The 12,094-nt window shown below is 41.5% G+C and carries 8 protein-coding genes; 5 read left to right on the top strand and 3 right to left on the bottom strand.

Annotation, left to right across the window (positions count from 1 at the left end; all coding sequences use genetic code 11):
- Nucleotides 1-261 precede the first annotated feature (261 nt).
- The 3 genes from IE056_RS11410 to IE056_RS11420 all read right to left on the bottom strand — a co-directional run bounded on the left by IE056_RS11410 (nt 262) and on the right by IE056_RS11420 (nt 7,622).
- Nucleotides 262-1,719 (bottom strand): glutamate synthase subunit beta, encoded by a 1,458-nt coding sequence (locus tag IE056_RS11410; RefSeq protein WP_189604846.1) that lies wholly within the window; start codon nt 1,717-1,719, stop codon nt 262-264.
- Between the two features lie 2 nt (nt 1,720-1,721).
- Nucleotides 1,722-6,251, bottom strand: a complete 4,530-nt coding sequence (gene gltB / locus IE056_RS11415) for a glutamate synthase large subunit (protein WP_189604847.1) — start codon at nt 6,249-6,251, stop codon at nt 1,722-1,724.
- Between the two features lie 228 nt (nt 6,252-6,479).
- Entirely contained in the window at nt 6,480-7,622 is a 1,143-nt protein-coding gene (locus IE056_RS11420) for an acyl-CoA dehydrogenase (protein WP_189604848.1), read from the bottom strand.
- A 92-nt stretch (nt 7,623-7,714) separates the two neighbouring features.
- Between IE056_RS11420 and IE056_RS11425 the strand changes: the two genes are divergently transcribed.
- From IE056_RS11425 to IE056_RS11445, 5 genes are all read left to right on the top strand, one after another.
- Nucleotides 7,715-8,776 carry an anhydro-N-acetylmuramic acid kinase gene (locus tag IE056_RS11425; RefSeq protein ID WP_189604849.1) on the top strand — a complete coding sequence of 354 codons (1,062 nt, stop codon included), beginning with the start codon at nt 7,715-7,717 and terminating at the stop codon, nt 8,774-8,776.
- 67 nt (nt 8,777-8,843) lie between these two features.
- A complete protein-coding gene (locus IE056_RS11430) occupies nt 8,844-10,070 on the top strand; it encodes a Glu/Leu/Phe/Val dehydrogenase dimerization domain-containing protein (RefSeq protein WP_189604850.1) in 1,227 nt (408 codons plus the stop codon).
- Between the two features lie 83 nt (nt 10,071-10,153).
- Nucleotides 10,154-10,855, top strand: coding sequence for a MotA/TolQ/ExbB proton channel family protein (locus tag IE056_RS11435; protein WP_189604851.1), 702 nt, complete (start codon nt 10,154-10,156; stop codon nt 10,853-10,855).
- 1 nt (nt 10,856) lies between these two features.
- Nucleotides 10,857-11,249 carry an ExbD/TolR family protein gene (locus IE056_RS11440; protein ID WP_189604852.1) on the top strand — a complete coding sequence of 131 codons (393 nt, stop codon included), beginning with the start codon at nt 10,857-10,859 and terminating at the stop codon, nt 11,247-11,249.
- Between the two features lie 18 nt (nt 11,250-11,267).
- The gene (locus tag IE056_RS11445; RefSeq protein ID WP_189604853.1) at nt 11,268-12,089 is read left to right on the top strand and encodes an energy transducer TonB; all 822 of its coding nucleotides are present in this window, start codon (nt 11,268-11,270) and stop codon (nt 12,087-12,089) included.
- Nucleotides 12,090-12,094: the final 5 nt, after the last annotated feature.

Below are 12,094 nucleotides of genomic sequence, written 5' to 3' on the forward strand. Positions count from 1 at the left end.
TACTGCATCCAGTGGGAGAGTATGTCGCCGCCTTTTTTTAGAACCCTTCATCATGTATTTGATGAAGGGTTTTTTTTTGTAGTAAAACCAGCCCGGCCTGCAGGTGCCCCTGCTCAAGGAGGGGAAGTCCTTTGAATAGAAGTAGTACGAGTGGCATTGAGCTTTAAATGGTTTTAGTCTAATGGTTTTTAGTCTTTTCTTACATCACCATAAATAAAAAAGCAGCCCATAGGAGGCTGCTTTTCTAATTAGGTGATCTAACTATGCCGCCGGTAGATCTCCTTTTCCTTTAGTGGGTAATGCGGTTTTCCCCATTAAATATTTATCAACTTTTCTAGCGGCTTCCCGTCCTTCAGAGATGGCCCAGACGATTAAAGACTGTCCCCTACGCATATCACCTGCAGCAAAAATGTTTGGAACATTGGTCTGGTATTTATCAGCCTTTATATTTGTTCTTGTATCGACTTCAAGACCTAATTGCTGACTCAAGGTATTTTCTGGTCCGGTGAAACCCAGGGCTAATAAAGCCATTTCACATGGCCATTCTTTTTCTGTTCCGGGGACTTCCTGTAGCTTTGGTGCTCTTCCTTCTGTTTTGACCCACTCCACATCAATAGTTTCAAGCGCCTTTAAATGGCCATGATCGTCGGTAATAAATTTTCTGGTGGCTATACTCCAATTTCGTTCTACTCCCTCTTCATGGGAAGAAGTTGTTTTTAATGTAAAGCTCCAGTATGGCCAAGGATTTTCAACTGTCCGGGAAGTGGAGGGCATCGGCATTATTTCGAAATTTGTCACAGATTTAGCGCCATGTCTGTTAGAGGTTCCCACACAATCAGATCCTGTGTCGCCACCTCCTATAACAATTACATGTTTACCTTCGGCCGAATATTCTTCTGTTGGTTCAGCAATACCATCGACCACCTCATTATTTTTCTTAAGAAAATTCATTGCCTGGACTACTCCTTTTGCGTCTGCCCCCGGTATTGGTAGTGATCTTTTTTCGGTGGCACCACCACAAAGCACAATGGCATCAAACTCTTCCAGCTTTTCTACGGAATAATTTATTCCTACGTTTGTTTCCGTTTGAAATTTAATTCCTTCTTCTTCCAGAACCGCCAGTCTCCGGTCAATGATTTTCTTTTCTAGCTTAAAATCCGGGATTCCATATCTTAGCAGACCCCCAATTTTCTTATCTCTTTCCAAGACAGTCACTGTATGCCCGGCCCTGTTCAATTGCTGAGCTGCAGCTAGTCCTGCAGGACCAGAACCTACCACGGCAACCGTTTTTCCGGTGCGGTGTGCAGGCGGATCTGGCTTTATCCAGCCTTCCTGAAAACCTCTTTCCGGAATATACTTTTCAATAAGTTCAATGGATACGGGAGGTTTTATAATACCTAATACACAAGCAGATTCACATGGTGCAGGACATAACCTTCCGGTGAACTCGGGGAAATTGTTTGTGGAATGTAAAATTTTCAGGGCCTTTTGCCACTCATTTTTATATACGGCATCATTAAAGTCGGGAATAAGATTGCCAAGCGGACATCCACTGTGGCAAAATGGAATTCCGCAGTCCATACATCGTGCTCCCTGCTCATTTAATTCTTCATTGCTGAGTTCTTTGCTAAACTCACTGTAATTTTTCACTCTTTCCGGAACAGCAATGGTGTCTTCCTCTCTGCGTTCATATTTCAGAAATCCTCTTAATTTATCCATTTTTATGCTGTTTTTAATTCTACTTCTTCTTTTGCCATTCTTTCTTCTTCCAGTATTTTTAATGCTTTTTTATATTCAGTAGGCATAATCTTCATGAAATTTCCTGATGTCACCTCCCAGTTTTTAAGGATCTCCCTGGCCACATCACTTTCGGTATAAAGGAGATGGTTTTTAATTAATTTCTTCAATTCGTCTTTGTCATGTTGTGAAGGATCTTCAAAGCCTATCATTTCCATATTGAAATTGTGCATGTCTATATTTTTTTCAGGATTATAGATATACGCGATTCCGCCACTCATTCCTGCAGCAAAATTTCTTCCTATTGTTCCTAAAATGACTGCCACACCACCGGTCATATATTCACAGCCGTGATCCCCAATTCCTTCAATAACTGCTTTAGCTCCTGAATTCCTCACGCAAAAACGTTCACCACCTATACCATTGATATAGGCTTCGCCATTGGTGGCGCCATATAGTGCCACATTTCCAATGATTACATTTTCATTGGATTTAAAAGTCGCTTCTTTAGGTTTTCTGACGGTTAGAGTAGCTCCACTAAGACCTTTTCCGAAGTAATCATTAGTATTGCCTTCCACATTTAAGGTGAGTCCCTTTGTGGCAAAAGCACCAAAGCTCTGGCCAGCAGATCCTGAAAAATTTAAGGTTAAAGTATTCTTCGGAAGACCTTTTGCTCCGTGAATCTTTGTGATCTCGTTGCTTAGAACAGCTCCAGTGGTCCTGTTAATATTATTGATAGGGAAATTCAGTACCATTTTTTCCTTTCTATAAATGGCTGGATGTGCCCTTCTCAAAATCTCAAAATCAAGCACATCGTCTAACTTATGATCCTGCTTCGCCGTATTGTAAAGTGGCATATCCTTATCAATATTCGGTTTGTAGAGGATGTTCGAAAGATCCAGCCCCTGTGCTTTATAGTGTTTTATAGCCTTGTTCATATCAAGTTTCTGACTTTGCCCCACCATTTCATTAATGGTTCGGTAGCCAAGATCGGCCATGATCTGCCTTAATTCCTGTGCTACGAAATACATGAAATTGATCACATGCTCTGGTGTTCCCTTGAAATTTTTTCGTAATTCCGGATCCTGTGTTGCGATGCCTACAGGACAAGTGTTAAGATGGCAGGCACGCATCATAATACAGCCCGAAGCCACCAACGGAGCGGTAGAGAATCCGAATTCTTCGGCTCCCAGTAAACAAGCAATAGCGACGTCTCTACCAGTTTTTAGCTGTCCGTCACATTCTACAACAATCCTGCTTCTAAGGTCGTTTAAAAGCAAGGTTTGTTGCACTTCTGCGATTCCCAGTTCCCAAGGAAGACCTGCATGTCGTAAGGAAGTTAAAGGAGATGCTCCCGTACCTCCATCATAACCCGATACCAGTACTACATCGGCTTTTGCTTTTGCGACACCGGCAGCAATGGTTCCGACACCTATTTTTGATACAAGTTTTACATTGATCCTGGCTTCTCGGTTCGCATTCTTCAAATCGAAAATTAACTGGGCAAGATCTTCAATAGAATAAATGTCGTGGTGTGGTGGTGGTGAAATTAATCCGACATAAGGGGTTGAATTTCTGGTTTTAGCAATATCCGGATTTACTTTTGGACCCGGTAACTGTCCTCCCTCTCCCGGTTTTGCCCCCTGAGCCATTTTTATTTGTATCTCCTGGGCATTGGTAAGATAATCTATGGAGACGCCAAATCTTCCAGAAGCCACCTGCTTGATAGCAGAATTCCGCCAGTTTCCGTCCGTGCTTTTGTGAAATCTTGAGGGATCTTCACCGCCTTCACCCGAATTGCTTTTACCCTGCATCCTGTTCATGGCAATTGCCAGATTTTCGTGGGCCTCTTTACTTATGGAACCAAAGGACATGGCACCCGTTTTAAACCTTTTTACGATCTCTGTCCAGGGTTCTACTTCTTCTACAGGAATAGGATTAAGATCTCGGAACCTGAACATTCCTCGTAAGGTCATTAAATTCTTACTCTGCTCATTTATAAACTGAGAATATTCTTCATAGCTTTTCGGGTTGTTCTGTTTGACAGCCTGCTGAAGTTTGGCAATGCTCGCGGGATTGAACATATGCCGTTCTCCGTTTCTTCTCCAGCGGTAATCTCCTCCAATTTCCAGTTCCAGATCTGTACCTGTTTCCGATGGTTTAAAAGCTTTCTTGTATCTCTCCTGAATTTCTTTTTCTATTTCGTATAATCCAATACCTTCTATTCTTGTGGGGGTATTGCAGAAATGTTTGTCCACGAATTTCTGATTTAGCCCAAGAATCTCAAAGATCTGGGCACCTCGATAGGAGTGAAGGGTAGAAATTCCTATTTTATTCATGATCTTGATGATCCCTTTTCCTATTGCAGTATTAAAATTTTCTACGGCCTCTTCAGGATCTCCTACAGGGATTTCTTTTTCTACCACCAGGTTATGAATAATCTCGTTCACCATGTATGGATTAATAGCGCTAGCACCATATCCAAACAGAAGTGCAAAATGATGGGGTTCCCTGGGTTCGGCAGATTCGATGACAATCCCAAAAGAAGACCTTCTGTTGTGCTTTTTCACCATATGGTGAACGAATGAACAGGCCAGCAATGACGGAATTGGAGCTAGCTCCGGATTCACATTTCTGTCTGACAGGATGATGATATTACAGCCACTGTCTACCGCTGCGGTGATTTCCAGGATCATTTCATCCAGGCGGGTTTCCAATCCATTCAGGCCTTTGTCGGCTTCATATAGTATGGAGATCGATGCTGCTTTAAAGCCCGGCTCATCAATGTATTTTATCTTGTCAAGATCTTCATTGGAAATCACCGGATTCTGAATCCTTAGCTTTTTGCACTGCTCAGGAATTATATCAAAAAGATTTCTGTCTTCCCCAATAGCAAGGCTTATATCTGTAACAATTTCTTCCCTGATGCCGTCCAGGGGTGGATTCGTCACCTGGGCGAACAGCTGTTTAAAGTAATTGAAGAGTAATTGCGGTTTGTCTGAAAGAACAGCTAAAGGTGTATCTGTTCCCATGGAACCGGTAGCTTCCTTTGCCAGGGTAGCCATGGGGCTAATAATGGTTTTGATATCTTCAATAGTATAGCCAAAGAGCTTTTGGCGGGTAAGAAAATCCACTTTTTCTATAGGAGTGCGGTTTCCCGTATATGGCACATCTGCCAGCTGAAGTAAATGTTCATCCAGCCAATTCTGGTAAGGCCTTTCGGTAACAATTTTTCTTTTTACTTCTTCATCTCCAATTATTCTCCCCTCATTCATATCTACCAGGAACATTCTTCCCGGTTCCAAGCGGCCGTGCAGCTCCACATTTTCAGGTGCTATATCCATAACCCCTGTTTCTGAAGCCATCACCACATAGCCATCTTTTGTAAGGGTGTATCTTGAAGGACGAAGTCCATTTCTGTCGAGTAAGGCACCTATATATTTCCCATCGGTAAATGGGATAGAAGCAGGGCCATCCCAGGGCTCCATGATGCAGGAATTGTATTCATAGAAAGCTTTTTTTTCTTCTGCCATGGAAGGATTTTTCTCCCAGGCTTCGGGGACCATCATCATCATTGCTTCAGGTAAGGATCTGCCTGTTTGTACCAGAAGCTCCAGTACAGTATCCATGGAAGCAGAATCTGATTTGCCTTCGGAAGTAATTGGTAAAATTTCTTTTATATTCTCATCTCCGAAAAGCTCACTTTTGAAAAGTTCTTCCCGTGCTTTCATTCTGCTTAAGTTTCCGCGAAGTGTATTAATCTCACCATTATGGCACATGTACCTGAAGGGTTGCGCCAAATCCCAGCTAGGAAAAGTATTTGTGGAAAAACGCTGATGCACCAAGGCAAGCTTGGTCACTACTTCTGGATCATTCAAATCAGGATAGTAGACATTAATATCCTGAGGCATTAAAAGACCTTTGTAAATAATGGTATTGGTAGATAAACTGGTAAGGTAGAAAGTGGATGCTTCAGAAAGTCCGGAATTCTCTATTCTGTGTTCGGCAATTTTTCGGGAAGTGAAGAGCCTGGCGCTGAATTCCCTGTCCGAAATCTCTTTTTCTCCTTTCCCAATGAAGATTTGTTGCACATTGGGTTCGGTTAATGCAGCAATGCTTCCAAGGCAGGTTTTATCTACAGGAACTTCCCTCCAGCCAATAATTTGGAGCTGCTGTTTATTAATTTCTTCTTCAAATATTTCCTTACAGATGTTGCGCTGGTTTGAGGAAGGTGGAAAGAAGACCATTCCTACTGCATATTCCTGAAATTCGGGTAGTTCAAAGCTGCATTTCTTCCTGAAAAAATCATGAGGAATTTCAATCAGAATTCCTGCTCCATCTCCTGTTCTTCCATCTGCACTAACAGCGCCACGGTGTTCCAGTCTTATTAATATATCTAGCGCCTTGTGAATAATATCATTTGTACGCTTTCCTTCTAAATTACAAATAAATCCGGCGCCACAGTTGTCACGTTCAAATTCGGGCGAATAAAGCCCTTGCTTTCCTGGTTTCATATATCTTTCTGCTTATATTATTTTCACTAAAATATAACATTCTATGTATAATACGAAGCATAACCTTTGTTTCATAGGAAGAAATGCAATACTATTATTTATTTTGCGCTAAATTCATATATTCGGAATTGTAAGGCTTCAGATTACGAATCTTTCAGCAGCAGTTATGACAAATAAAAAGCCCGACTTGAAAAAATCGGGCTTGGAAAAATATATTTTATGTTTTCTTTAATCCTTAAGAATGCTTCTTGAAATTACTATTTTTTGAATTTCTGAAGTTCCTTCGTAGATCTGGGTTATTTTTGCATCCCGCATCAATCTTTCTACATGATATTCTTTTACATAACCATTTCCTCCATGTACCTGGACGGCTTCAATTGTGACATCCATGGCAGTTTTGGAAGCAAATAACTTCGCCATTGCGCCCGAAAGATCATAGTTCTCACCATTGTCTTTATCGCAGGCGGCTTTCATTACCAGGTGTCGGGCTGCTTCGATAGAAGTATGCATGTCGGCCAGTTTAAAGGCAATCGCCTGGTGGTTCATAATCTCGGTGCCAAAAGCTTTTCTTACTTTAGAATATTCTTTGGCCAGTTCGTAAGCACCTGCTGCGATCCCCAGGGCCTGTGCGGCAATTCCAATACGTCCTCCGGAAAGGGTTTTCATGGCAAATTTAAATCCGAAGCCATCTTCACCTATCCTGTTTTCTTTTGGAACTTTCACATCGTTGAACATTAAAGAATGTGTATCACTTCCTCTAATCCCCAGTTTTTGCTCTTTTGGTCCTATATCAAAACCTTTCCAGCCCTTTTCTATAATAAAAGCATTGATGCCGCGGTGTTTTTTCTCCACATCTGTTTGGGCAATTACAATATAGAAATCTGCAGTACTTCCGTTAGTAATCCAGTTTTTGGTTCCGTTAAGGAGGTAGTGGTCTCCTTTATCGATTGCGGTAGTTCTCTGAGAAGTAGCATCGCTTCCGGCTTCCGGCTCAGAAAGACAAAAGGCTCCAATAGATTCGCCGGTGGTGAGTTTTGATAAAAACTTCTTTTTTTGCTCTTCGTTTCCGTAGGTGTCGAGTCCCCAGCAAACCAGCGAGTTGTTCACAGACATTACCACCGAGGCCGATGCATCGATTTTTGAAATCTCTTCCATGGCAAGAACATACGCAACCGTATCCATACCGCCGCCGCCATATTCCGGTGAAGCCATCATTCCAAGGAAACCAAGTTCCCCCATTTTTTTTACCTGTTCTTTAGGAAATTCCTGTTTTTCGTCCCTTTCTATTACTCCCGGCAGCAATTCATTCTTTGCGAAGTCACGTGCTGCTTCCTTTATCATTAAGTGCTCTTCTGTTAGCTTGAAATCCATTAGGTCTTAAATTTTAAAAAATGTAAATTTTTGTGATCAAAGATACCTTTTTGAAGGCATATTTTCAATTAAGATTGGCTAATTTTACATTTATGGAAAAAATACGATACGATGTGCTCGGGGTAATGTCCGGGACTTCTTTGGATGGTATTGACCTGGCTTTTATTCAATTTGAATTTAGAGATTCCTGGGAATATCAAATCATTACTGCCGATACGCTGGCATACCCAGCAGAGTGGCAAAAAAGGCTTTCTGAAGCTATTTCTTATAATGACCAGCAACTACATGAACTCGATGAGCAGTACACACAATTTTTGGCTGAAACCATTTCAGGTTTCCTGACAAAAAACAACATTAAGGAATTGGATGCTATTTGCAGTCATGGCCATACCATAAAACATGAACCTGAAAACGGATATACTCTTCAAATTGGCAACCTTCCGGAGCTTGCACAACTTACCGGGAGAAAAGTTGTTTGTAATTTCAGGGTTCAGGATGTAAAGCTGGGAGGGCAGGGAGCTCCGCTGGTACCTATAGGAGATGAACTACTTTTTCCGGCATATCAATACTGCCTCAATCTTGGCGGTTTCGCAAATGTTTCTACGGTTTTAAATGGTCAAAGGGTGGCTTATGATATTTGCCCTGTGAATACGGTTCTGAATTTTCTAGCCGCGGAACTCCATCTTGCCTACGATAGAAATGGAGAAATAGCCGCTTCAGGGACTACAGATAAAGCCCTTCTTCAGCAATTAAATGCGCTTGAGTTCTATTTTCAAAAACCGCCAAAATCTTTAGGTATAGAGTGGGTGAATAAGCATATCTTTCCGATGCTTAATAATAAGGACAGTATTCCAACACTTTTAAATACCTATACGTTGCATGCGGCTATTCAGATTTCAGAAATGTTTGATAATAAACCTGCCTCAAAAGTTTTGGTGACCGGTGGGGGAGCCTTCAATGGATTCTTAATGGATCAAATAAAGAAGAGGACAAAAAATGAGATTGTGATTCCGTCTCCAAAGGTGGTCAACTTTAAAGAGGCGTTGATTTTTGGCTTTTTGGGAGTATTGAGATTGAGAAACGAGGTGAATGTATTAAGTAGTGTTACGGGTGCTTCAAAAAACCATTCTTCCGGAAACATTTTCACTCCTTAAAATATATTTTGATTTCAACTTTCACCATACATAGTTTTTTATATTTGTGCAGCAATTAAAATAAATAATGAAAGAATTACTGAATTTATATCAAGATAAAGATCCTGAATTAGTTTTTAACTGGAAAGACCCCGAAACCGAGGCAGAAGGCTGGACGGTTATTAATTCCCTGCGTGGTGGTGCAGCCGGCGGAGGAACCAGAATGAGACAGGGGTTGGATATGAATGAAGTGTTGTCTCTTGCTAAAACCATGGAGGTGAAATTTACCGTTTCGGGGCCTGCCATTGGTGGAGCAAAATCCGGAATTAATTTTGATCCTAACGACCCCCGCAAAAAAGGGGTTTTGGAGCGATGGTATAAAGCCGTTTCCCCGCTTCTGAAAAGTTACTACGGAACCGGAGGTGATCTGAACGTGGATGAGATCAATGAAGTAATTCCTATTACCGAAGATTGTGGTGTTTGGCATCCGCAGGAAGGGGTTTTTAACGGACATTTTCAACCTTCTGAAGCAGATAAGATCAACAGGATAGGTCAGTTAAGACAGGGTGTGATCAAGGTTCTGGAAAATGTGAATTATTCTCCCGATGTTTCCCGGAAATATACGGTAGCCGATATGATAACTGGTTATGGGGTAGCCGAGGCTGTAAAACAATATTACGAGATCTATGGTGGCGATGTCAAAGGAAAAAGAGCCATTGTTCAAGGATTTGGAAACGTAGGGTCTGCAGCAGCTTATTATCTGGCGCAAATGGGCGCGAAGATTGTTGGGATCATCGATAGAGCAGGAGGATTGATCAAAGAGGACGGATTCAGTTTTGAAGAAGTAAAAGATCTTTTTCTTAATAAAGAAGGAAACACGTTGAAAAGTGATCAAATGATTCCTTTTGCAGAGGTGAATGAAAAAATATGGACGCTGGAGGCCGAAATATTTGCTCCGTGTGCAGCTTCAAGGCTAATTACTAAAGATCAGATCACCAAAATGATCGAGACCAAACTTGAAGTGATCTCCTGTGGCGCAAATGTTCCTTTTGCCGACAAAGAAATTTTCTTTGGACCTATTATGGAATATACAGATGAACGGGTAAGTCTTATTCCCGACTTTATTTCCAACTGCGGAATGGCGCGTGTATTTGCATATTTCATGGAACGAAGGGTGCAAATGACAGATGAAGCTATTTTTAATGATACTTCTATAACTATAAAAAATGCCATTAGAAATACGTTTGATCACAACAGCAGCAAAACCAATATTAGCAGGACTGCATTTGAAATTGCGCTGAAACAATTGGTATAATCAAAGATCCGTATCTTTTTGAAGACCAAGAAATACAATTAAAATAAGTTTACCACGTTTAAATAAAAAACCAAGAACTACATATGCTACATTTTTTTCAGGAGGATGGATTGGCAGAAAGCGCCCAGACTGCAGAACCTATAGTCGAAGAAAAAACCCTCTCATTATTTGATCTTTTTTTAAGTGGCGGAATTGCAGGGCAGGTCATTATCGCCCTTCTTTTTATTATGCTCTTCGTGGCGGTGTATATTTATTTTGAACGCCTTTTTGCGATTAAAGCGGCTTCGGAAACCGACAGTAACTTTATGAACCAGATAAAGGACAGTGTATTAAACGGAAATATAGAATCGGCAAGAATGAGATGTGCACAGGCAAATTCTCCTGTAGCCAGACTTACTGCCAAAGGTCTGGACCGTATTGGAAGTCCGCTGGAGGATATAAATACTGCCATAGAAAATGCGGGAAGGCTTGAAGTTTACAAACTTGAAAAGAATATTAGTATACTGGCGAGTATTGCCGGGGTAGGACCTATGATAGGTTTCCTGGGAACGGTTATAGGAATGGTAATCGCTTTCCATGAGCTGGCCACCAGTAGTGGACAGGCAGAAATGGGAGCTTTGGCAGAAGGTATTTATATTGCAATGACAACAACCGTTGCCGGATTAATTGTAGGGATCGTTGCTTATATAGGATACAACCACCTGGTAGTAAAAACCGATAAGGTAGTACACCAAATGGAAGCCACAGCAGTAGATTTCCTTGACCTCTTAAACGAACCAGCATAATATGAACTTACGAGGCAGAAATAAAATAAGTACGGAATTCAGCATGAGTTCCATGACAGATATCGTATTTTTATTACTTATCTTTTTCATGCTTACTTCGCCGTCGATAACGCCGGAGGCGCTTGATCTTATCCTGCCAAAAGCAAAAGGGAAAACCACCTCTGTACAAAATGTATCCGTGAGTATTACAAAAGACCTGCAGGTGTATATTGATGATGAAAGGGTAAGCACAAGCTCTTTGGAACAAAGATTGAAGAGTAAACTTGGAGGGGTGGATGATCCAACCATTATTTTAAGAGCAGAAGAAGGAGTTCCTATTGAAAATGCTGTAAATGTTATGGACATTGCTAATAGGAACAGATACAAGATCGTTCTTGCGGTAAGACCGGAATAAATTATAATTTCTGAAAAAGTGAAATATCTAGAGACACAACACGAAAGAAAATCATTTGCCATCACGGTAGTGTTGCACGTGTTGTTGATCCTTATCCTTTTTTTCTTCGGATTTAAATATCTGGACCCGCCGCCGGAAAGCGGAATCGCTATAAACTTCGGCACTTCTGAAGTCGGTTCGGGTGTCGACCAGCCAACCGAGCCGGTTCAATCTGCGCCTCAACAAACACGGCCAGAAGTTACTCCGGTAGAATCAAATGTGCAGGAAGAAATAGTAACTTCAGAAATTTCTGATGCACCGGTTATTGAGAAGAAGAAAAAAGAAGAGCCTGTTGTTAAGAAGCAGGAGCCGGTAAAAGAGCAGCCAAAAGAACCTGCCAAGAAACCCGAACCAAAACCCGATAAATCGACTACAGATGCTTTAAGCAGTATCCTTAACGGACCCGAAAATGACGGCAGTGCAACAGGTGGGGAAGGAAACGATAATCAGGCCGGAGACAAAGGAGATCCAAACGGAGATCCTAATGCCAGTGCATATTACGGGAACGGTTCCGGGCTTGATGGTGATGGGAATTACCGTCTTGGAGGCAGAAGAGCTTTGAATAAAGAGAAATTTGTTCAGGATTGTAACGAATCGGGGATTGTGGTAGTGCAGATAGAAGTAAACCAGAACGGGCAGGTGACACGAGCAATACCCGGTGTTAAAGGAACTACCAATAATGCCTCCTGTTTGACAGATCCTGCAAGAAGGGCTGCGCTTGCTACCAGGTTCAACAGCGATGACAATGCTCCCTCCAAACAAGTGGGGACAATTATCTACAACTTCAAACTTTCAGAATAATATTG

Source organism: Salinimicrobium marinum, assembly GCF_014651535.1.
Taxonomy (GTDB): domain Bacteria; phylum Bacteroidota; class Bacteroidia; order Flavobacteriales; family Flavobacteriaceae; genus Salinimicrobium; species Salinimicrobium marinum.

Bases quoted from the DNA above. Each gene is read 5' to 3' on its own strand.
- IE056_RS11410 (WP_189604846.1), bottom strand. From the start codon at position 1,719: ATGGATAAATTAAGAGGATTTCTGAAATATGAACGCAGAGAGGAAGAC.
- gltB (WP_189604847.1), bottom strand. From the start codon at position 6,251: ATGAAACCAGGAAAGCAAGGGCTTTATTCGCCCGAATTTGAACGTGAC.
- IE056_RS11420 (WP_189604848.1), bottom strand. From the start codon at position 7,622: ATGGATTTCAAGCTAACAGAAGAGCACTTAATGATAAAGGAAGCAGCA.
- IE056_RS11425 (WP_189604849.1), top strand. From the start codon at position 7,715: ATGGAAAAAATACGATACGATGTGCTCGGGGTAATGTCCGGGACTTCT.
- IE056_RS11430 (WP_189604850.1), top strand. From the start codon at position 8,844: ATGAAAGAATTACTGAATTTATATCAAGATAAAGATCCTGAATTAGTT.
- IE056_RS11435 (WP_189604851.1), top strand. From the start codon at position 10,154: ATGCTACATTTTTTTCAGGAGGATGGATTGGCAGAAAGCGCCCAGACT.
- IE056_RS11440 (WP_189604852.1), top strand. From the start codon at position 10,857: ATGAACTTACGAGGCAGAAATAAAATAAGTACGGAATTCAGCATGAGT.